General features: G+C 61.3%; 16 protein-coding genes. 5 read left to right on the top strand and 11 right to left on the bottom strand.

The window, feature by feature from the left end; all coding sequences use genetic code 11:
- Positions 1-21: 21 nt before the first annotated feature.
- A complete protein-coding gene (locus DBR46_RS01920) occupies positions 22-972 on the bottom strand; it encodes an alpha-E domain-containing protein (protein WP_124524790.1) in 951 nt (316 codons plus the stop codon).
- Between the two features lie 2 nt (positions 973-974).
- Positions 975-2,384 carry a circularly permuted type 2 ATP-grasp protein gene (locus tag DBR46_RS01915; RefSeq protein ID WP_124524789.1) on the bottom strand — a complete coding sequence of 470 codons (1,410 nt, stop codon included), beginning with the start codon at positions 2,382-2,384 and terminating at the stop codon, positions 975-977.
- Between the two features lie 420 nt (positions 2,385-2,804).
- Between DBR46_RS01915 and DBR46_RS01910 the strand changes: the two genes are divergently transcribed.
- The gene (locus DBR46_RS01910; protein ID WP_124524788.1) at positions 2,805-3,350 is read left to right on the top strand and encodes a hypothetical protein; all 546 of its coding nucleotides are present in this window, start codon (positions 2,805-2,807) and stop codon (positions 3,348-3,350) included.
- Between the two features lie 11 nt (positions 3,351-3,361).
- A complete protein-coding gene (locus DBR46_RS30270) occupies positions 3,362-3,529 on the top strand; it encodes a hypothetical protein (protein ID WP_177413982.1) in 168 nt (55 codons plus the stop codon).
- Here DBR46_RS30270 and DBR46_RS01905 read toward each other — a convergent pair.
- The 4 genes from DBR46_RS01905 to DBR46_RS01890 all read right to left on the bottom strand — a co-directional run bounded on the left by DBR46_RS01905 (position 3,475) and on the right by DBR46_RS01890 (position 11,407).
- Positions 3,475-8,325, bottom strand: a complete 4,851-nt coding sequence (locus DBR46_RS01905) for a TcdA/TcdB catalytic glycosyltransferase domain-containing protein (RefSeq protein ID WP_256659194.1) — start codon at positions 8,323-8,325, stop codon at positions 3,475-3,477. The two genes, DBR46_RS30270 and DBR46_RS01905, sit on opposite strands and share 55 nt — an antisense overlap.
- 120 nt (positions 8,326-8,445) lie before the next feature.
- Positions 8,446-9,690 (bottom strand): EAL domain-containing protein, encoded by a 1,245-nt coding sequence (locus DBR46_RS01900; RefSeq protein ID WP_124524787.1) that lies wholly within the window; start codon positions 9,688-9,690, stop codon positions 8,446-8,448.
- Positions 9,675-10,076: a response regulator gene (locus tag DBR46_RS01895; RefSeq protein WP_124524786.1), complete on the bottom strand. Its 402-nt coding sequence runs from the start codon at positions 10,074-10,076 to the stop codon at positions 9,675-9,677. The genes DBR46_RS01900 and DBR46_RS01895 overlap by 16 nt, the downstream gene beginning before the upstream one ends.
- A complete protein-coding gene (locus DBR46_RS01890; RefSeq protein WP_124524785.1) occupies positions 10,061-11,407 on the bottom strand; it encodes a HAMP domain-containing sensor histidine kinase in 1,347 nt (448 codons plus the stop codon). Before DBR46_RS01890 ends, DBR46_RS01895 begins: the two co-directional genes overlap by 16 nt.
- 325 nt (positions 11,408-11,732) lie before the next feature.
- Here DBR46_RS01890 and xylB point away from each other — a divergent pair, with 325 nt between their 5' ends.
- A complete protein-coding gene (gene xylB / locus DBR46_RS01885; protein WP_124524784.1) occupies positions 11,733-13,193 on the top strand; it encodes a xylulokinase in 1,461 nt (486 codons plus the stop codon).
- Positions 13,194-13,308: 115 nt separating this feature from the next.
- Here xylB and DBR46_RS01880 read toward each other — a convergent pair whose 3' ends face one another.
- On the bottom strand, positions 13,309-13,755 hold the full coding sequence (locus DBR46_RS01880; RefSeq protein WP_124524783.1) for an Lrp/AsnC family transcriptional regulator: 447 nt from the start codon (positions 13,753-13,755) through the stop codon (positions 13,309-13,311).
- A gap of 109 nt (positions 13,756-13,864) precedes the next feature.
- Between DBR46_RS01880 and DBR46_RS01875 the strand changes: the two genes are divergently transcribed.
- Entirely contained in the window at positions 13,865-14,767 is a 903-nt protein-coding gene (locus tag DBR46_RS01875; protein WP_124524782.1) for a DMT family transporter, read from the top strand.
- Here DBR46_RS01875 and DBR46_RS01870 read toward each other — a convergent pair.
- From DBR46_RS01870 to DBR46_RS01850, 4 genes are all read right to left on the bottom strand, one after another.
- A complete protein-coding gene (locus tag DBR46_RS01870) occupies positions 14,745-16,724 on the bottom strand; it encodes a U32 family peptidase (RefSeq protein ID WP_017738168.1) in 1,980 nt (659 codons plus the stop codon). The genes DBR46_RS01875 and DBR46_RS01870 overlap by 23 nt on opposite strands.
- Before the next feature lie 246 nt (positions 16,725-16,970).
- Positions 16,971-17,351 (bottom strand): RidA family protein, encoded by a 381-nt coding sequence (locus tag DBR46_RS01860; protein WP_124524781.1) that lies wholly within the window; start codon positions 17,349-17,351, stop codon positions 16,971-16,973.
- Between the two features lie 66 nt (positions 17,352-17,417).
- Positions 17,418-18,740: an OprD family porin gene (locus tag DBR46_RS01855; protein ID WP_124524780.1), complete on the bottom strand. Its 1,323-nt coding sequence runs from the start codon at positions 18,738-18,740 to the stop codon at positions 17,418-17,420.
- 330 nt (positions 18,741-19,070) lie between these two features.
- Positions 19,071-20,156: a GlxA family transcriptional regulator gene (locus tag DBR46_RS01850; RefSeq protein WP_256659192.1), complete on the bottom strand. Its 1,086-nt coding sequence runs from the start codon at positions 20,154-20,156 to the stop codon at positions 19,071-19,073.
- A 47-nt stretch (positions 20,157-20,203) separates the two neighbouring features.
- On the opposite strand from DBR46_RS01850, the gene DBR46_RS01845 reads away from it, so the two are divergent.
- On the top strand, positions 20,204-21,175 hold the full coding sequence (locus DBR46_RS01845) for an ABC transporter substrate-binding protein (protein ID WP_124524778.1): 972 nt from the start codon (positions 20,204-20,206) through the stop codon (positions 21,173-21,175).
- The last annotated feature ends 9 nt before the right edge of the window (positions 21,176-21,184 follow it).

The following is a 21,184-nucleotide window of genomic DNA, read 5'->3' as shown; positions in this document are numbered from 1 at the left end:
CCCGCTCCCACATTTTGTTCCTTAGACCACTTCCAGGTAAGAGCTGTGTATCGCCCGTGCCAGCTCGCGCACGGTGTCGATAAAGTCCGTCAGGCGGCTGTGCAGGCCGTCTTCCAGAATTTCATCAATCCCCGTATACCTCAGCCGCGCTTCGAACTCTGCTGCCAAACGCTGCGCCGTGCGCCCGTAACTGCCGGGCAAGTCGGCGAGGATGTGGCTCAATTCCTCGATACACGCATGCAAGGAGCGCGGCACGTCGCTGCGCAGTAACAGCAGCTCGGACACGGAGCGCGCATTCAGCGCATTCGGGTACAGCTCGGTGTACGCCTCAAACGACGACAACGCGCGGAGCAGGGCGCTCCACTGGTAATAGCCGCGCGCCGAGACGTCGCTGACTTCCTCCGACTCTTCGCCAAACATCTCGTAGCGCGCATCCAGCAGGCGCAAAGTGTTGTCGGCGCGTTCGACAAAGGTACCCAGGCGGATAAACCGGTAGGCGTCGTTGCGCATGATCGTCCCCGACGTGGCGCCACGGAACAGGTGCGAGCGCTGCTTGACCCAATCACAGAAGTGGCTGATGCCATGCCGCGCCAGGCCACCGGCGGCGATGCTGCGCATTTCCAGCCAGGTGGCGTTGAGGTTTTCCCACATGTCCGCGGTGATGCGCCCGCGTACCGCATGCGCATTGCCGCGAGCGGCGCGCAGGCAGTTGTAGATGCTCGCCGGGTTTTCTTCGTCGAGGGCGAAGAAGTGCAGCATGCGCTCGGCGTCCAGTTCCTTATGGCGTTCCAGGTAGCTGTCGAGGGTTCCGCTGCTGAGCAGCGACATCGCCAGTTCATCCAGGCCATCGCTGCGCCCGGATTGGGGCATCAGCGACAGCGAATAACTGACTTCCAGCATGCGCGCCAGGTTCTCGGCGCGCTCCAGGTAGCGGGACATCCAGTACAGATCTGCGGCGGTTCTACTCAACATAATCAGCCCTCCACCACCCAGGTGTCCTTGGTTCCGCCGCCTTGCGACGAGTTGACGATCAGCGAGCCTTCACGCAAGGCCACGCGCGTGAGGCCACCGGGCACCAGGCGGGTTTCCTTGCCCGACAGCACGAACGGCCGCAGGTCGATGTGCCGGGGGGCGATGCCGTTTTCGACAAAGGTCGGGCAGGTGGACAGGCTCAACGTGGGTTGGGCGATATAGGCATGGGGGCGGGCCTTGATGCGTTGGCGGAAGTCCTCGATCTCGGCCGCGCTGGATGCCGGGCCCACCAGCATGCCGTAGCCACCGGAGCCCTGGGTTTCCTTGACCACCAGTTCCGGCAGGTGCGCCAGTACGTGGGACAGCTCATCGGGCTTGCGGCACTGGAAGGTCGGTACGTTCTGCAACACCGGTTCTTCGTCGAGGTAGAAGCGGATCATTTCCGGCACATAGGGGTAGATCGACTTGTCGTCGGCCACACCGGTGCCGATGGCATTGGCCAGCACCACGTTGCCCGCGCAGTAGGCGGCGACCAGGCCGGGCACGCCGAGCATCGATTCGGGGTTGAACGCTTGCGGGTCGAGGAACGCGTCGTCGATGCGCCGGTAGATCACGTCCACGGCCTTGGGGCCATCGGTGGTGCGCATGAACACCTTGAGGTCGTGCACGAACAGGTCGGCACCTTCCACCAGCTCCACACCCATTTCCCTGGCCAGAAACGCATGTTCAAAGAACGCGCTGTTGAAGCGGCCAGGGGTGAGCACCACGACGTTGGGGTTGTCCAGGCGGCTGGAGCTTTTCAGGGTCTTGAGCAGCAGGTTGGGGTAATGGTCCACCGGCGCTATGCGTTGCTTGGCAAACACTTCGGGGAACAGGCGCATCATCATTTTGCGGTCTTCGAGCATGTAGCTCACGCCGCTGGGGGTGCGCAGATTGTCTTCGAGCACGTAGTAGGTGCCGTCGCCATCGCGCACCAGGTCGACACCCGAGATATGCGAGTAGATGTCGCGGTGCAGGTCGAGGCCGACCATGGCCTTCTGGTAACCCTCGTTGCCCAGCACCTGGTCGGCGGGAATGATCCCGGCCTTGATAATGCGCTGGTCGTGGTAGATGTCGGCGAGGAACATGTTCAGGGCGCTGACGCGCTGGATGCAGCCGCGTTCAATCACGCTCCATTCGCTGGCGGGGATGCTGCGCGGGATGATGTCGAAGGGGATCAGGCGCTCGGTGTCCTGCTCGTCGCCATACAGGGTGAAGGTGATCCCGGCGCGGTGAAACAGCAAGTCGGCTTCGCGGCGACGCTGGGCCAGCAGTTCCGGTGGCGTATTGGCCAGCCAGCGGGAGAATTCCTGATAATGCGCACGGCACACGCCGTTTGCGTCATTCATTTCATCGAAGAAAGATCGAGCCATTCCAGTACCTTGTCAGTGCCGAGGGACGCTTGGGTGGCACTGCCGCTTTGAAAAACGCATGTTTTTATGAGCCCGTGGCTAAGGGTGCCACTGGGCCTGGTCCTTACTTTCTGATGGGGTCGGCTCTGGGTCGGGGGGTAACCAATGCTCCTGTATCCGGGCAGATGAATGGATAAAGCAATGCCTGTGCCGAAACCCCCAACGCCCCTGTGGTGAGTGGGCTTGCTGTGGCGAGGGAGCTTGCTCCCGCTGGGCTGCGTAGCGGCCCCAAAATCCTGGGAGCGCTGCGCACTCCAGCGGGAGCAAGCTCCCTCGCCACAGTTAGGTGCGTGGGTTGCCTTGGATTGGTGCATGAACGAACTTGAACTTCGGGCCAGTGCGGTTCTTCTAACGTCTCTCGAATCTTCTTGGAGCACCGCCGTGCCCAGAATCATCTCGCCTCAGTCGCCGGAAACGGCCCTGACCGACCACAGTGAACACAACGCCAAGATCTTCGGCTCGCCCAAGGACCGCCTGGACTTCTACCGGCGCGAGATCCAATACGAAACGACGATCCTGGCCAACCGCACCGATGCCTACCTCACCGCGCAATCCTTTCTGGTCATCGCCTTCGTCTCGGGCATGGGCAACCTCAACCCCGAGTGGGGCAAGTTGTTCACCTTGGTGGTGCCGGTGCTCCTGGTACTGCTCGGTATCCTCAGCTCGCTGAACGCCTGGCCGGGGATCCGTGCCGCCTACGAGATCATCGACCACTGGCACTACAAGCAAAGCGAATTGCTGCGCAGCGAACCGGTGATGGGCCTGGCGTATGACGATTCGCCGCTGTTTTGCGAGACCGAGTCGTCCCACAAGGGCTATCGCAAGTCGCTGCTATTCTCTATGCGTGCGCCGTGGTTATTCATGGTGTTCTGGCTGTTGCTGGGGGCGTATGCGTTTTATATCCAGGTGGATAACCCGGGTTCATAGAGGTACAGGTCATGTCAGATGAACGTGAGAACGAACTGGACGAGGAGCTCAACGACCCGGGTAACGAAGACCCGGGATCATTGATGGATGATGCGCAGGTGCCGCTCAAGGATGGCGGGCCGGATCAGGAATCGATCCAGGAGTGCTCGGCGCCGATCTTGACGTTGAACCGGTGCTGAAGCGGGAAGTAGTGCTCCTTCAGTTGTTTAATCTGCTTCCCCAGTGTGTCAGGTGGGACGATGCCGCTTCGCAGAAAGGACTGGCGAACATCGTTTTCAATGTTGACTATCGAACCCTGCGGTTCGAGTCTGCCCCGGACCACCTTGTTCTCCCTGGCCGCCCCGTCAAAGCCCAAGTCGTACATGTCAGGACGCTTGAGCTTGAGGTTGTCGTTGAACAGCGTCGGGCCGACTGTTTCGAAAATCTTGCTTTCATAGGCCTTGAACTCAGGGGTGTACTGCACGACACCGTTGGCGTCCCTGGCCACAGTGGGCCGGTTGGCCATGAAATAGGCTTTGTTGGCAGCGAAACGCTTTTTCATCTCGGTGATCATGTCGGTAATCACCGGGTTGTTTGCCTGGGTGCCAAAATTGCTGGTGTTGTAGAAGGGCTTGTAGTTGCTGAGGACATGACCAACCGGCCTGTTGAGCAGCACATCATTGGCGCCCGCATTCACCACCTCGGTGCTGACTTTTGTCTGAATGACATCATCGGTATCGAGATAGAACCCTCCGTATTTATTGGTAATGGGGTAGCGCGCAACATCTGAAGCCGCGGCCAGGTTTTTCCCTTGCCCTTGTCGGAAGTAATCGTACATCTCGTCGTTTTTCAATTGTTTGAAGACGTCATCTTCGTGAAGGTTCTTCACCTCAAGGCCTTGGACCTTGCTTTCCAGTTTCTGCTTTATCTGTTGAAAGAGGGCCGGGGTGTCGGCATCCACGTGCAGGATGGAGGTGTATCCGGGGGCCTGGGCAGCATTTTGGGCGATGTTGTCAGCCAGGTTGGCAGGTATGTCCTGACCCGCCCAAAAATAGTGAAGGTTCTTGGGGATCGGTTTGGCATCACTCGGGATTTTCACAGTTGACGCCGGCATGACATCAACAAACGCATAGTGATGCGCGTCCTTTTTTTTGGCTTTCAGGAAATCGCTGAACGGCCCTCGTACCCATTTGCCTTTGTCGGTTCGCCAGAAGTACTGGTGGTTGAACACGTCGATCCCGGTTGAAAGATTGGCCTCTTTCCAGGCCCCCGCCACACTGTCGAAGATGACCTTATGATCCACGCCCTTGTAGTTGAGCTTGAAGGGAGTCGTCGAGTTTTCCACCGCCTTGATGCCGTCCATCGGCACCACATAGGTATGGTCCCCCAGTTTCCAGCGCGAGGTGGAGTCGCTTGCACCACCGAGCAGGCGAGCGGACCGGCTTGAGGGCTCCCATCCCGCAGTACCCAGGTCCCTGACCGGAATATCGGGGCCCGTGCCCTTGGGGTGTCGGATGATGCGCTGGCCGTCCTTGAGCCGCGACTCGTACAGCACGCCATCGATCTTGACATATTCCTTCTGGCTGCGACCCACATACACGTTGCCTTGCAAACCCTTGGTCGCGAGTTCATCTGGGACAATGTATTTGGCTTCATACCCCAGCAGGGTCGTGTCCAGGGGCCGGACCTCGCCGCCGGCGGCAATCCGGCTAGGCGTGAAGTCTTTCAGGGGCGAGCCGTAGGGTTGTTTCTTGATCGCGTCGTAACGGTGCCAGTTGCCCTCGAACATGACGGCGGTGTCTTCCAGCGTTTTTTGCCCATCCTTGAACTTGCCACTGGCGGCCAGGCCGTGTCGCTGGCTGGCGCCCAGCACCCCATCAGCACTGCCAATCGCTCGCAAACTGTCGGAAGCGGCGGCACCCGGGCCGTCAGCGACGAAGTTGTCCAGCGCTTTGCCATAGGCTTGCTGGGTGCGTGGGTCCACGGCGTACCACTTGCCTGCCGCCTCATCGAATTTGGCCAGGGCTTTGCTTTCAACCGTGGTGTTGATTGCCTTGTAGGTGCCTTCGGCGATGTCCGGTTGTTTGGCCAACTTGAGCAGGTCGCCGCTGCGGTAGCTCCTCAGGTGGTTGACGCCCCTGTACCCCGCCTTGAATACGCCTGACGTGGCTCCTAGCGCGCCACGCGCCAGATCATCCAGCCCGCTCACTGGATTGAGCGCGCCCAGCCCGGCGCGCCCGACAATCTTGAGCGTATGCCCGATCCTGGCGAGCGCGGAAGCCCCGGTGGCTACCGCTTTCGCGCCTTTGAGCCCGGCGCCGAAGCCAACGAGGAAGCCGAATATATCCCATGACAAGTCCCCCAACCCCTGGGCGACGTTACCCTTTTGGAAGTTGACGATCGCCGATCGGAATGGAATGAGGTTGAGGGCAAATTCCGCCGCTTTTTCATGGGTTGGTACTTCGGTATCAAAGGTGGTTTGACCCTTGGCCCATTTTTTCACCCCGGGCAGGTCCATGTCGTGGAGGATGGCATCTGCAAGGTAGGCGATTCTCGCGCTGGTGAAGCTGTCAGGGTGACCGGTCGCGCCTTTGGACTCTTCGGTCAGCCCGTCCGGGTATTGGCCCTCGGGGGTGATGACCTTGAATTCGTTTAAGGGCCGTCCTTCCTTGTAATAAGGCTCCCCGGTCTTGAAGTCGCCCAGGTCTGGACGTTGGGTGATGGTTCCGCTCAGGCGGTCCAGTTGATAGTTGTGGACCTTCCCATCGCGCTTGATCTTGATTTGCAGGCAACCTTCGGGAGTTTCTTTGCGTACACCGCCCCATTCATAATGGACTTCCTTGGCGATTGTGATTTTGCCGAACTCGAAGTTCTGACGATCTGCCAGGGGCAGTTTCGATACCATGTGCTTTATGTGCGCGGCAGTTGCCGTCTTGATCGCACCCGAATAAGCCGAAAACGCCGTATTGAATGCCTCGAACAGCGGCGGCAATTGTTCAAGCTTTGGCATGACAGCGTTGATGTCCAATGCCGCCGAAGACGAAACCCAGGCACCCGGTCTGCCGTCCTCGGGTGAGTTCACCGCGCCAGATGTGAAATGCCGCACCAGGCTTCTGCCCGTTTCCCCCCAGTTGTCCGCAGAATCAGGTGCCTTCGGAATCCCCCGGCCATCGATGTACAAATCCAGTATCGAATAGGGCCCTGGAAAATGTCGGTTGGACGGTTGAACGCTGATGCACTTTTCTTCGAATAGCTTCGGGTCTGTATCTGGCAGGGCCTGTTTCAGCTGCTCCAGTGCCATGTCCTTGGCGGTCGGCATCTCTACCATGGAGGCCTCAGACGCCTTCTTGAGTTCGTTGACTTGTGCTGAGAACGCCTCACGCGCGCGTGTCAATGCGGCTTTGTTGGTCGGATACGGCATGCCATTGGCGACGGCCCACTCGTTGATCGCTGCACCCTGGGCGACAAACTCAATGCGCTGCTCCTCCTCGGAGATCGGCGCAATGCTCGCCCGGAGCATCACTTGGGCGTAGCTCATTGTCGCTGTCGCCCCCGGGGCCAGTGCTTCGATACGGGCGACAGCGGTGGTAAAGCTGACCCAGCTGTGGGTGCCTACCACCAGATCCTGCGGAATGTCCTTGACCAGAAACTCCGGTGCCCGGCTGGCCAACATCAGTGTGGCTTGAATCGCGGCCTGCTCAGGCGACGAACCCTTGCCAGCCTTGGCCAGCTCGGCCGTCAATTCACCCAATACCGTCGTGGTGCTCTTGCCTGCATTCTGTGGGGCTAACAACGTATAACCCGCGATAACGGTTGACCCGGTTGCCCGAGCGGCCTCTGCCGGTGCGGACGGGTCCAGTGTCAGTGCGGCCAGCAACCAGTCGTTGGCATTGCCCTTGACCGAACGCGCCTCGAACTGCGCCTGAATCGCCTGGCCTAATGCCTGGCCTTTGGGTGACGCGATCAGACGATCGATCAGGCGCCTGGGATCAGTGGTGTGTGAAGGAAGCGCTTGTTCGCCATCGAGCAAATATTCCAACACGCTCGTGGCGGGATGGAGGTCAATCTCGCCGATCTTGCCCTGCAGGATATGGGCGCTCAATTGTTGCGCACTCTCGGTATCCAGCGGCACAGGCCAGGCGCGCGCGCCGCCGTAGTTGCCGTTGACGGGTGCTTGGGGGAAAGGGGTCAGCAGCGCGTTGACGAGATTGTCCAATTGATCGAGGGTGGTGGGGATGGTCCAGCCCTGGTCCTCAATAAATTGCTTCAAACTCACGCTGTTATGATTGCCGGTGTTCGCCGGTGTGTAAGTACCTGAACTGTCGACATAGACAACACGAGCGCTCAACTCGTCGGCTATCTCCGTTTCATCCCGGGTGCCTTCCCTGACGAAGTCTGCAAGGTGCCGCAAATCGAAAGCCGCCTGGTAGCGATTGCGGATATCGGCCAGTTGCGCCCGATGTTCCGCCAGCCGCTCCTCATTGCGGTTGTTGTGCAACGGCGAAAAGACTGCCGTTGCCTTGAAAAAATGCTTCATCAGCGCTAACGGAGCGTTATTGGCAGTGGCTGACAACGGTGGGGAAAACGTTGTGGCGGTGCCGTTGGCCACGATGATACGGCCAGCATCCAGGATCGGACCGCTGACGGCTGCCCAGCCCGGGTCGTCGAGGCCCACGGTATGCACCCGTTGCCCAGGCTCTGTTTTAATCGTGAACTGGATCTGGCCTGAGGTTGGGTTGAGGCTTATCGAGCTGGGGGTTATGCCTCTGTCTTGTATCCACTGCTGGACGTCAGGGGACTGAAACGCTTGCCCCAGTTGGTTCCACCATTGCTCGAAGGTCGAATTGGCGGGAACGGGAAGGAGCGTGGGGGCGCCCTGGGGAGGCGTATCAGCCGCACGACGCTGCGGTGCGGCATGTACCTGAAGCTTGTCGGAGGGGAATGGGTGATTGGAAGTCGCACGGCTTGGATGGATCATCGTGGCATCGCTCGTCATGTGGTTGGCAGGTTTTTCGTTGAGGCATTGCAGCCTCTCGGATAAATCTGTGTGTCACATGCGCATTCGATGATTCCGGTCATGGGCTTGTTTTATATTGCCGCGCGTATCCGGCCCGGTTCATTGAGGCTTGAGCAATTTCCCCCGAAACCATCGCTCCAGCGCCGCCACCGGCAGCGGCCGGCTGAAGAGATACCCCTGCAACTGATCGCAGCCAGCCTCTTTCAAAAACGCCAACTGCGCTGGCGTTTCCACCCCTTCGGCCACGGCGCGCAGGCCCAGGCTGTGGGCCAGTTCGATGATGGTACGGGCAATCGCCGCGTCCTGAGGGTTGCTGGTGACTTCGCGGACAAACGCGATATCGATCTTCAAGGTGTCCAGGGGAAAGCGCCGCAGATAAGCGAGGCTGGAGTAGCCGGTGCCAAAGTCATCAATGGCGATCTTCACCCCCATCGCTCGCAGGCGTTGCAGGCTGCTGATGGTGTGCGGGGTGTTTTCCATCAGTGAGCTTTCGGTGAGTTCAACCTCCAGCCAGTGGGGTTCTACCCCGGCATCGGCCAATAGCTGGCCGATATCGGTAATCAGGTCGCCTTCGATCAATTGATGGCCGGACACGTTCACCGACACTTCCATCGCGCCAATGTCCGAATGTTGCCATTGCGCGATTTGCTGGCACGCCTGCTCGATCACCCAGCGCCCCACGATGTTGATTAACCCCAAGCGTTCCAGGATCGGCACAAATACCCCTGGCGACACTGCACCGTAACCGGGGCGCTCCCAGCGCAGCAGCGCCTCCACGCCACTGATCCGACCGTTGGCCAAATCCAGCTTGGGCTGGTAGTGCAACGTGAATTCACGCGCAGTCACCGCCTGGCGCAGGGCATTTTCCAGGTCGAGCATTGCCAGGTTGTGAACGTTCATCTTTGCCGTTGCGCTGCCACGTTCGCGCAACTGTTGTTCCAGTATGAGGCTATGGCTTTTCAGCTGGTCGCCATAGGTCTTCAGACGCAGCAGGTTGCGCACCCGCAGCCATAACTCGACACGCTCCACTGGTTTGCTGATGAACTCTTCGGCACCGGTTTGCAGGCCACTGAGGCGCGCACTCGGTTCGCTCAGTGCCGAAAGCATGATGATCGGGATGTTTGCCGTGGCGGGGTCGCCCTTAAGCTGGTGAGCCACTTCATAGCCGTCCATGCCGGGCATCATGATGTCCAGCAGGATCAGGTCCGGCGGTTGCTGCGCCACCAGCGCAAGGGCTTCTTCGCCGCTGGCGACGCTTTGGGTGTGGTAACCCTCGTATTGCAGCAAGGTTTCCAGGAGTTTGCGCACCTGGAGTTCATCATCGACGATCAGCAGCGTGGCCATAGTGGGGACTCATCCGAGTGGGGCTTTGCAAGTAGGGCGTCAATCACCTGATACAGCTCCTTGTAGCGCAAGGGCTTGATCACATAGGCGTCGCACCCGGCCAGGCGGGTTTTTTCGCGGTCTTCCTTCATCGCCATGGCGGTCAGGGCGATCACCGGGATGTGCGCGGTGAGCGGGTCGTGCTTGAGCAGGGCGGTCGCGGCCAGGCCGTCCATGCCCGGCAGTTGGATATCCATCAGGATCAATGCGGGTTGGTGTTCGCGGGCCAGGGTCAGGCCGCTTTCCGCATCGGAGGCCCAGCGCACGCTGTGCCCGGCATTGGTCAGCAGCAAGCGTGCCAGACGCATATTGGCTTCGTTGTCTTCGATGATCAGGATATCGGCCATGGGCTCTCCAGGCTGGCTGTGCGCAGCAACGGCAGCCACACCACAAACCGTGCGCCCTGGCCCTCGCGGCTGGCGACGGCGACGCTGCCGCCATGCAGGTCGGCCAGTTGCTTGACCATCGCCAGCCCCAGGCCGGTGCCTTCGAATTTGCGTGCCAGGCTGCTGTCGATCTGGCTGAACGCCTTGAACAGCTTGCCCATGTCGTTTTCGGCGATACCCAGGCCGGTGTCGCTGACGCTGAACTGCAAAAACGCCTGATGTGCGCCGGGCGGCACGTCAAAGCCACGCACCGGCCAGTCCCCGGGGACCTTGCCGACTTGATCAGCCTTGACCTCGCGCACCGCCAGGGTCACGCAACTGCCGTGTTCGCTGAACTTCACCGCATTGGCCAACAGGTTGTAGATGATCTGTTTGGTCTTGCGCAGGTCCAGGGCCAGGGGGCCGAAGTCGTCAGGACTGTCGAGTTTCAACTGGATCCGTTGCAGCGCCGCCTTCTCACGCACGATCAGCAGACTGTTGGCCAACAGCCCCGGCAGTTCTGCCGCTTCCAGCTCCAGTTCCATCATCCCGGCCTCGACCTTGGACAGGTCGAGAATGTCGTTGATCAACGACAGCAAGTGCTGGCCGCTGGTGAAAATATCGCCGATGTATTCGCGCTGGGTCTCGGTCATGTTACCCACCAGCCCGTCTTTGAGTGCTTCGGAAAACCCGATCACCGCGTTCAACGGCGTGCGCAGTTCGTGGGACATGGTGGCGAGGAACTCGGACTTCATGTGGCTGGCGTGCTCCAGCTCCAGGTTCTTCTCTTCCAGGGCGCGTTCAAAGCCTTTGCGCTCGGCTTCTTCCTGCTTGCGCGCAGTGTTGTCGGTGCCGATCAGCAGGTAACCGATGATGGTGTCATGGCGGTTGCGCAGGGCGGTTACCGAGACCATGGCGGACAAGCGGCTGCCGTCCTTGCGGATGTAGGTCAGCTCGTAGATGTCTTCAATGCCCCGCGAGGCCTTGAATACCAGGGCTTCAAAACCCGGCGTGATGGGCGTGTCGAGTTCCAGGCTGAGGGCGGCGGCACGGGTGATCAGCTCGACGGGGTCGGAGATGTCGGCGGGGGTGATGCGGTTGACCACATCAAAGGCGGCATAGCCCAGCATGCGTTCGGCGCCGACGTTGAAGATCTGGATCACGCCTTTTTCGTCAGTGGCGATGCTGGAAAAGTACGCGCTGTTGAAGATGGCATCCTGCAAGGCACCGGCCTTGAGCAGGGTTTTCTGGCGTTTGAACTCGACGATCTTTTCGGCGCGTGATTGCGCGGGGCCGGGTAAAGGTGTGTCCATCGCTGGGTCATTCCGTGAGGTTCAGGCCCGCCATCGTCAAGTGGCGACGGCGCAGAGCATGCTCACAGAAGATCGCGGTGAGGCGACGAGGAGGAGATGAGGTCCTTGGACAGTAGCAGAGATTGTGGCGTTTTGATGTCTGGATTGCAGCGATAAACCCTCAATTGGATAGAAAGGCGGGCAAATTGAATGTGAAGCCATAGTTGCAAGATTAAACGTTTCATCTACTGTCTGCTTTAGAGTCGCTCGCGCTCGACCGTGCGCCTGGCGCCCAGCCTGCAACTGCGCCATTCATGTGGCTGTATCTGATTGGAATGAAACGCGTATGAGCAGTCCTGTTTCCCTCGGCATTGACCTCGGCACTTCGGAACTCAAGGCGATCCTGATGGACCTTGACGGCACGGTATTGGCCCACGCCGGCGTGCGTTTGAGCGTGTCGCGGCGCCACAGTGGCTGGTCCGAACAGGCGCCGGAAGACTGGTGGCAGGCGTGCTTGCAGGCGCTGGCGCAATTGCGTGGCCATCCTGCGTTTGTGCGCGTGGCCTGTATCGGCTTGTCGGGGCAGATGCACGGCGCCGTATTGTTGGGGGCGGACGACCGGGTGTTGTATCCCGCGATCCTGTGGGACGACTCCCGCGCCATCGCCGAGGCTGAGGCGTTGGGCGCAGGCTTTGCCGACGTCACCGGCAGCCTGCCGATGGCCGGGCTGACGGCGCCGAAACTGCTGTGGCTGCAACGCCACGAGCCGGAGGTGTTCCAGGCGATTGACTGTGTGTTGTCACCCAAGGACTACCTGCGGTTGCGCTTGAGTGGCGAGCGCGTCAGCGAGATGTCGGACGCCGCCGGTACGCTGTGGCTGGATGTGGCCCAGCGCGAATGGTTCAGCCCGATGGTGCAGGCCAGCGGCCTGACCCCGCAGCAGTTGCCGAGGTTGGTGGAAGGCGGCGCGGCGAGCGCGGTGCTGACCGCCACCGGCCTGGGGTTGCCCGGCGGGGTGGTGATCGCCGGTGGCGGGGGCGACAACCCGGTGGCGGCGGTGGGCATCGGTGCAATCAACGCCGGCGACGGCTTTATCACCCTGGGCACCAGTGCCGCGATTGTGGCGATTACGGACCACGCCGCCGGCAACCCGGCCAGTGCCGTGCACAGCTTTTGCCATGCGCTGCCCAATCGTTGGTACACCATGGGCGCCATGCTCGCCGGAGCCAGTTGCCTGCGTTGGGTCACGCGCCTGACCGGTACGGCGGATGAGCAAACGTTACTGGCGTTGGTGCAGGCACAACTGCCGATTACCCAGGCGGTGTCACTGTCGGCGCCGCTGTTTCTGCCTTACCTGGCTGGAGAGCGCACACCCCATAACGACCCCTTGTTGCGCGGTGGTTTCATGAACCTGGGCCACGACTGCACCCCGGCGCTGCTCGGCTATGCGGTGATGGAGGGCGTGGGCTTTGGCCTGCTGGACGCCCTGCACGCGGTGCAATCGGCGGGGGCCGACGTCGGCGCCTGTGCCTTGGTGGGCGGTGGGGCGCGCAGTGAGTATTGGGCGCAGTTGCTGGCCAATATCCTGCAACGGGAGATCTACACATTGCACGGCAGTGAGCTGAGCGCCTGCGTGGGGGCGGCGAAGCTGGGGTTTATGGCGATCGGGGAGGGGGCTGACCTGTTGCAGGCCGGTATGCCGGTCAAGGCGCGCTACTGGCCGGATGCCCGGCAGCAGCCGGTGTTGGCGGCGCGGTATGGCAAGTTCAAAGGGTTACTGGCGGCGGCGAAGGCGCTGCATGACTGAGGGGCTTTATTGGCCTTTCTGCCGTCATCGCAGGCAAGCCAGCTCCCACATTTTGAACGTGTGAACCCGATCAATTGTGGGAGCTGGCTTGCCTGCGATGGGCTCACCTCGATCCTCAATCCCCACCACCCAGCGGCGGCAAGCGCCGCTTGACCGGGGTTTTCTTGACGATGGCCGTGTTGGTCTCGGCGTAGACGTTGAGCCGATCGAGCAGGGTGTCCAGTTGTTCCATGGTGCGCACATGCAGGCGTGCGATAAAGCAGTCATCGCCGGTGACCTTGTCGCACTCGGTGAACTCGGGAATCGCCTGGATCTGGCGCTCCACTTCCTGCAACTTCCCAGGCAACGGACGAATGCGCACGATGGCTTGCAGCAGGTAGCCGAAGTGTTTGGCGTCGATGTCCACGGTGTAGTGGGTCAGCACACCGCGCTCTTCGAGGCGGCGCAGGCGCTCGCCGACGCTGGGCGACGACAGCCCGGTGATGCCCGCCAGGGCCTTGAGGGACAGGCGCGAATCGTCCATCAAGGCGGCGATCAGTTGCTGGTCGATGCTGTCGATCATGCTATTTGCCTAATAAGAAAAGGTAATCCGGGGTTCTGGCCTTTTTTAGTCGCTGGAGGCGCTGCCCAGCAGATTGCCATAATTGAGCCTCACTTGAGGAGCAGCAATCGTGGATACATCCATCCGTCGCGGTTCGTGGGAAATGGTCGCCGCCATGCTGATTTCGGGAACCATTGGCTGGTTCGTGCTGGTGTCAGGTGTTTCGGTGATCGAAGTGGTGTTCTGGCGCTGCGTGATCGGCGGGCTGGCCTTGCTGCTGGTGTGCGCCGTGTTGGGTTACCTGCGCGTGGACCTGCTGAGTGGGGCCACGCTCGGGCTGGCAATGCTCAGTGGCGTGGCCATCGTCGGCAATTGGCTGCTGCTGTTCGAATCCTATTCCCACGCGTCCATCGCCATCAGCACGGCGGTGTACAACGTGCAGCCGTTCATGTTGGTGATGCTGGCGGCGGTGTTTCTCGGCGAGAAGATCACCATGCAGAAACTCACGTGGTTGAGCGTGGCGTTTGCCGGGATGTTGGCGATTGTGACCGCCCATGGCTCGCAGCAGAGCGGTGGGGATTACCTGGCGGGCATCGCGTTGGCGTTGGGCGCAGCGTTTCTGTATGCGATTGCCGCGCTGATCATCAAACGCTTGAAAGACGTACCGCCCCATCTGATGGCGCTGATCCAGGTGACCACCGGCGCCGTCTTGCTGGCGCCTCTGGTGCCGTGGGGCGGCGTGCCCGTGGCGCCCACTGCCTGGGCGGCGCTGGTTACTTTGGGTGTGGTGCACACGGGTGTGATGTATGTGTTGCTGTACGGCGCGATCCAGAAACTGCCAACCGCATTGACCGGCGCCTTGTCATTTATCTACCCGATTGCGGCGATCTTCGTCGATTGGATCGCCTTCGGGCATCGCCTGGGCTGGCAACAATGGTTGGGAGTGGCGGCGATTCTATTGGCCGCGGCGGGGTTGCAGCGGGGCTGGTGGTGGCCCCGCTCCCAGAGGGTCAGTGCGTACCCTGGAAAATGATGTTTTCCGGGTTGAAGTGCTCCACTGCGCTGCCCGGTTGCGGCAGGCCGAGGATATGCCCCTTGATCTTGCCCACCACGTGCATCTCGCAGGGTTTGCAGTCGAACTTCAGGGTCAGCACTTCATCCCCATGGATCAACTGCATCGGCGCGACCTTGGTCTTCACGCCCGTGACACCCTTGGCCTGTTTCGGGCATAGGTTGAACGAGAAGCGCAGGCAGTGCTTGGTGATCATCACCGGCACTTCGCCGGTTTCTTCGTGGGCTTCGAAGGCGGCGTCGATCAGCTTCACGCCGTGACGGTAGTAGAAGTCGCGGGCCTTCTGGTTGTAGACGTTGGCCAGGAACGACAGGTGCGCTTCCGGGTACACCGGCGGCGGCGTGGTTTCGGCTTTACGCCCACCACGCGGGTGCGCGGCCACACGGGCGGCGGTCAGCGCTTCGATCACTTCGCGGCGCAAGGCCTTGAGCTGCGAGTTGGGGATGAAGAACGCTTGCGGCGCATCCAGCTGGATGTCGGTGGCGTGGTATTCGGTGGTGCCCAGTTGGCCAAGCAGGTCGCGCAGGGTGTCGAGCGCCTGTTCCGGCTTGTTGGCCACGCCGAACGGGCCGGGCAGGGTGACGCTGGCGCTGATGCCTTCTTCGCTGGTGGCGGTGACTTCCAGCTGTTCTTCACGCAGGCGTGCGGCCCAGGTCAGGCCGATACGGCGCTCGGACGAAGTCTTGAGCAGCGCCTGTTGCCAGTTGTGGTCCAGGTTGCGGTTCAGCGGGTGGTTCGGGCGCAGCTGGTGCAGGCCGGCCGGCATTTCATTCGGCTCGACGCGGTAGCGGTAGCGCTTCTCGCCGTCTTCCTCGAATTCGCCTTTGGGCTCGGCGATGTTGGCGCGGAAACCCACGACTTCGCGCTTGACCAGCACATTGAGGCCGTCGCCATTGGACAGCGGCTCATGGGTCACCACCTGCAAATCGCGCTTGCCGGCTTTTTCCACCACACCCACCGGCAGGCCGGTGAAGGTCGGGGTGTCAAAGGCGCCGATGTCGACCTTGCGGTCGGTGACGAAATAGTCGGTGCTGCCCCGGTGGAAGGTTTTTTCCGGATCGGGCAGGAAGAAGTGCACGGTACGGCCGCTGGAAGCACGGGCCAGGTCCGGGCGGTCTTCAAGCACGTCGTCGAGGCGCTGGCGGTAGTAGGACGTGATGTTCTTCACGTAGCCCATGTCCTTGTAGCGGCCTTCGATCTTGAACGAGCGCACGCCGGCTTCGACCAGGGCGCGAATGTTGGCGCTCTGGTTGTTGTCTTTCATCGACAGCAGGTGCTTTTCAAAGGCCACGACGCGGCCCTGGTCGTCTTTCAAGGTGTACGGCAGGCGGCAGGCCTGGGAGCAATCGCCACGGTTGGCGCTGCGGCCGTTCTGCGCGTGGGAGATATTGCACTGCCCGGAGAACGCCACGCACAGCGCGCCGTGGATAAAGAACTCGATGGCGGCATCGGTTTCGTCGGCGATGGCGCGGATCTCTTGCAGGTTCAGCTCACGGGCCAATACCAACTGGGAGAAACCGGCCTGGTCGAGAAACTTCGCGCGGCCCAGGGTGCGGATGTCGGTCTGGGTGCTGGCGTGCAGCTCGATGGGCGGGATATCCAGCTCCATCACACCCAGGTCCTGCACGATCAACGCATCCACACCGGCGTCGTAGAGCTGATGGATCAGCTTGCGCGCGGGTTCCAGTTCGTTGTCATGCAAAATTGTGTTGATCGTGGTGAACACGCGGGCGTGGTAACGGCGGGCGAATTCCACCAGCGAGGCGATGTCGCTCACGTCGTTGCACGCATTGTGGCGGGCGCCGAAGCTCGGGCCGCCGATGTAGATGGCGTCGGCGCCATGCAGGATCGCCTCGCGCGCGATGGCCACATCGCGGGCAGGGCTGAGCAATTCAAGGTGATGCTTGGGCAAGGACATAGTTTTTTTAGTCAGGCTTGTCACGGTTGAGGCGGGCATTGTAGCTGTGAAACGCTGGGGGGGCACCTACCACAGGGCTGGCGGGGGTTTCCTGTGCCTTGGGATTGCAAACCCAATCAAATGTGGGAGCGGGCTTGCTCGCGAATGCGGTGGGTCAGCCCATGAATCTGTTGACTGACACACCGTATTCGCGAGCAAGCCCGCACCCACACAAGCCCGCTCCCACATTTTCAGACTGTGTCTGGCTTAGGCTTTTGCGGCCATCGCGGTCACTTCGACACGCATGCCTTCAACCGCCAGGGAAGCAACACCCACCGCCGCCCGCACCGGCCACGGCTTGGCAAAGAAGCGCTTATAGACTTCATTGAACGCCGCACGATCAGCCATGTCCGTCAGGTAGATGGTCAAATGCATCACCCGGTCCATCGAACTGCCGGCCTTTTCCAGGGCGACTTTCAGCGCTTGCAAGGTGCATTCGCTTTGCAGGGTGATGTCGCCCAGTTCCAGGCTGCCGTCGGCGCGGGTCGGGATCTGGGTGGAGACCAGGATGCCGTTGAAACCGACAACGTCGGAAGAAATCGAGTCGGCATCCGGGTCGGGGGTGTAGGACAGGTCGTGGTTGGCCATGGGCGCCTCTCATTGGCAGGTATCAGAAAGGCGCCCATGGTCCGCGAAAATGACCGCAGGGGCAAACTACAGCAAGGTAAACGGGTAATCGACGATCAGCCGCAGTTCGTTCAACTTGCCATCACCCTGGTCGGCATTCGACGACACGATGGCATCGCGCATCCGTAGCGATAGATTCTTCGCCGGGCCGCTCTGGATCACGTATTTGGCTTCCACGTCGGTCTCGTGGTGCGCGCCATCCGAGCCGTAGTCGTTGACGTAGGCGCTATGCTCCGGCGTGTGCGTGCCGTCGATGTCCGAGCCGTTGATATAGCGGCTCATGAAGCTCAGGCCGGGTACGCCGTAACTGGCCATGTTCAGGTCATAACGAATGCCCCAGGACTGTTCGCCCGGGCCGTTGAAGTCGCCCCACTGCACCGAGTTGGCGAGGAATACCGAGTCGCCACCTTCGCCCGCGCCGTTGTTGCCGGTGCCGATGTAGTCAAACGGCGTGTCGCCATGCACCTTCTGGAACGACAGCGTCAGCGTGTGGGCCTGCAAGAACGAATAGGCCGCCGCCAGCGAGTAGGTGGTGTTGTTGATCGCCCCGGCCTTGGCGCTGCCGGTGTCGAGGGTACGGTACAGGTTACCGTCCAGGGCCAGCGACTGGTCATTCGGCAACGGGATCACGTAGTTGAGGTTGGTGTAGTACTGGCGCCAGATATCTTCCAGCTCACCCGCATACAACGTGGCACTCAGGTTCGGGGTGAAGGTGTATTTGCCGCCGACAAAACTCGCGCTGTTGGCGGGGATGTTGGCGTAGGTTGCATAGATATCGTGGTCATGGTTGCTGGTCATGCCGCTGTTGGTGCTGGTGAAGTGCCCGGCTTCCAGGTCGAGGCCGGCGATTTCGCTGCTGGTCAGGTCGAAACCGGTGGCGGTCTGCGGTAGCAGGCGCGTGCCGCCGGTGGCGAAGACGGGGGCGGTGGGCTGCATGTCACCGAATTTCAGCTCGGTCTTGGAGATTTTCACCTTCACCGCTGCGCCCACGGAACCGTAGGCGTTTTCCGGATCGCCATGGCGATCGGTGGGCAGGTTGCCGGTGCCGGCGTCTGCATGGGTGGCGTCCAGCTTCAATCCGCCGTAGGCGTAGGCATCCACACCGAAGCCAATGGTGCCCTGGGTAAAGCCCGAGGCGTAATTGAGCATGGCGCCTTGGGTCCAGTCGCGGTTATCGGCCTTGCCGCTTTGGCGATCGCGGTCCATGTAGTAGTTGCGCAACAGCCCGGTAATGCTGCTGCCTTCGATAAACCCCTTGGCATCCGCCTGGTCCGTCACGGACTCGGCAAAGGCCATCTGACTGATACCGGCACACACCGCCAGCGCTAACAGGCTCGACTGCTTAATCATGGTATTCACTTCCCCGGGTAATGAACGCGCGCACAGAAACACTGCACTTTTTAAATGGCGCAAAACGTATGATCGGCAGAGTTTTACAAGGTGGGCGTTACAGTTTTTTATTGTGTTCGGCGTGGTTGCCGAAGTTGATTCTAAGCCCACTTTGCGGGGGCTACAGCCAGGCAAAGGATGAAACTCGATTAATTAAACTTCACGTTATTCAAGCGTCGCAGGGTGTAGCGTGGGACCTGTCTTAGCCGCTCTGCTTCGACAAAATCCTTTGGTTGCCGCCGCAGACTCTGCGGCGGATTTTTTTGTTGGGATAATTTCAAGTTGAGGCGCTTAGTGCGCCAAGCCGTGTAAAGCGATACCCATCGGGAACGGCGGCTGGCTGGCGGGCGCAGCCTTCATCTGCGTGCGATAACCGAGCGGGCTGGTGCCCAGTTGTTTTTGAAACGCCCGGCGCATGCGCTCCTCTCGACCAAAGCCCACCGTTTCGGCAATCCGCTTGATCGGCTCGTTGGTGGTCGCCAGCACCCGGCAAGCGGCCTCCAGGCGCAGGCTTTCTACCGCTTGCGCGGGCGTATCGCCCGTGGCGGCGACATAGGCTCGGGCAAAGTGGCGCGGGCTCATGCCGAATTGCTCGGCCAAGCGTTCTACCCGTAGATCACCGTTCAAGTTCCCCGCAATCCAGGCATGCAAACGCGCCAGACGCACATCGGGATCGGTGCGCAAGGCCGTGGACTGCGCATTCAGCGAAGCACTCAGCTGCGGCTGTTCGCCCGAACGCCACAGGAACACCGTGAAATAACGCGCCAATGACAGCGCGGCCTCGGCGCCGAGATCCTGTTCCACCAGCCCGAGGGCCAGGTCGATGCCAGCGGTGGCGCCGCCACAGGTCCACAGGTTGCGGTCGTGCAGGTACAACACGTCGGTCTGGCAGATCACCTTGGGATAACGCGCCTGCAGTTCATCGGCAAATTTCCAGTGGGTCACCACCTTGCGCCCATCCAGCAAGCCGGCAGCCGCCAACGCAAAGGCCCCGGTGCCGATCGAGCACAGGCGGCGGATCTGCGCCGCGCGCCGCTGCAACCAGGCGCACGCCTGTTCGTTGGCCTCCAGCGCGGCCATGCCGGGGCCGCCCGCGACAATCAAGGTGTCAATCAGCGGCGCCTGCCCGTCGATCTGCGCTATTGACAGGGTGTTGGCGCTGATCCCCGACACGGACGTAATCGTGCCCCCCTGCGGTGAAGCCAACAGCAGCCGATACGGCGCCGCACCGCCCAACAGGCGCGGAATCGCCGCAAACACCTCCAGCGGGCCGGCCGCGTTCAGCAGCAGCAAGTCATCGAACGCCAGCACGACGACCGTGCGCACGCCGTTGTCCGGCGTGGCAGTAAAGGAGGGGTGTTTGGCATGGAGCGTCACGGCGTGCCTCGACATACTGGGTTCAACGCAAAAATGAGGGCACGACAATGACGCTAAAACCTGACGCTGCCAAGCATCCCGTACTGCGCCGCCTGGCCGGGCTGGCGTGCCTGGCGACGCTGTTGATGGTGCAGCCGGTGTCGGCGGCGCTAAAGGTCGGTGACCAGAGCGGCCTGATCCAGGCCATGCTGCATGCGTCCGGGGAAGACAAGGACCTACCGGCCGCGCTGATGTGGCATCCGTTCAACGCCGGCACCACGCTGCTGGAGGCGCTGAGCGCCGGTGCCATCGATATCGGCGTGGTCGGCAATGCGCCGCCGGTGTTTGCCCAGGCCGGTGGTTTTGATGTGCGCATCATTGGCGTGGCGAGCGGGGCGCAGAACAACAATGCGCTGTTGCTGCCGGAAGGTTCCGCCGTGCAGCGTGTCGCCGACCTCAAGGGCCAGCGCGTGGCCGTGGCCAAAGGCACCAGCGGGCATTACCTGCTGCTAGCGGCGCTGCACGAAGCCGGGTTGACGACGCGGGATGTGAACATTGCCTACGTCAGCCCGCTCGACGCGCAAACCGCATTTGCCAGCGGCCGGCTCGACGCCTGGTCGGTGTGGTACCCCTTTGTCGGCCAGGCCACTTCGCGGGGCGCTCGGGTATTGGTAGACGGCGGCGCCTGGCCGGAAACCGGGCAGAACTTCACCCTGGCGAGCCTCAAGGCGTTGGCCGACCCACAGCGCGCCGCCGAAGCCGGCGATTTGCTCGCCAGGCTCGCCCGCGCGCAAGCCTGGGCCACGGCCAACCCGGATGCCTGGGCGCAGGTGTTCGCGCAAACCACGCGACTCCCGCTGACATTGGTGCGCGACATGCTCGCTCATCAAAACCTGCGTTATGTGCCGATTGATCCCTCGGTCATCGCCTTGCAACAGCGCCTGGCGGATCTGTTCGCCGCCGAGCGGGTGATCCCGCACCCGCTGGACGTCGGGCAGATCTTCGACGCGCGCTTCAACACCGTTCTTCCCCCTAACTGATCCCTGTTT

It is taken from the genome of Pseudomonas sp. KBW05 (assembly GCF_003852405.1).
In the GTDB taxonomy this organism is placed as follows: Bacteria; Pseudomonadota; Gammaproteobacteria; order Pseudomonadales; family Pseudomonadaceae; genus Aquipseudomonas.
Note: the sequence above shows the minus strand (reverse complement) of the source record. Positions and strands in the feature narration are given on the sequence as shown.

Excerpts from the sequence above, each read along its gene's own strand:
- DBR46_RS01920 (WP_124524790.1), bottom strand. The coding sequence starts at position 972 with ATGTTGAGTAGAACCGCCGCAGATCTGTACTGGATGTCCCGCTACCTG.
- DBR46_RS01915 (WP_124524789.1), bottom strand. The coding sequence starts at position 2,384 with ATGGCTCGATCTTTCTTCGATGAAATGAATGACGCAAACGGCGTGTGC.
- DBR46_RS30270 (WP_177413982.1), top strand. The coding sequence starts at position 3,362 with ATGTCAGATGAACGTGAGAACGAACTGGACGAGGAGCTCAACGACCCG.
- DBR46_RS01905 (WP_256659194.1), bottom strand. The coding sequence starts at position 8,325 with ATGACGAGCGATGCCACGATGATCCATCCAAGCCGTGCGACTTCCAAT.
- DBR46_RS01900 (WP_124524787.1), bottom strand. The coding sequence starts at position 9,690 with ATGGCCACGCTGCTGATCGTCGATGATGAACTCCAGGTGCGCAAACTC.
- DBR46_RS01895 (WP_124524786.1), bottom strand. The coding sequence starts at position 10,076 with ATGGCCGATATCCTGATCATCGAAGACAACGAAGCCAATATGCGTCTG.
- DBR46_RS01890 (WP_124524785.1), bottom strand. The coding sequence starts at position 11,407 with ATGGACACACCTTTACCCGGCCCCGCGCAATCACGCGCCGAAAAGATC.
- xylB (WP_124524784.1), top strand. The coding sequence starts at position 11,733 with ATGAGCAGTCCTGTTTCCCTCGGCATTGACCTCGGCACTTCGGAACTC.
- DBR46_RS01880 (WP_124524783.1), bottom strand. The coding sequence starts at position 13,755 with ATGATCGACAGCATCGACCAGCAACTGATCGCCGCCTTGATGGACGAT.
- DBR46_RS01870 (WP_017738168.1), bottom strand. The coding sequence starts at position 16,724 with ATGTCCTTGCCCAAGCATCACCTTGAATTGCTCAGCCCTGCCCGCGAT.
- DBR46_RS01860 (WP_124524781.1), bottom strand. The coding sequence starts at position 17,351 with ATGGCCAACCACGACCTGTCCTACACCCCCGACCCGGATGCCGACTCG.
- DBR46_RS01855 (WP_124524780.1), bottom strand. The coding sequence starts at position 18,740 with ATGATTAAGCAGTCGAGCCTGTTAGCGCTGGCGGTGTGTGCCGGTATC.
- DBR46_RS01845 (WP_124524778.1), top strand. The coding sequence starts at position 20,204 with ATGACGCTAAAACCTGACGCTGCCAAGCATCCCGTACTGCGCCGCCTG.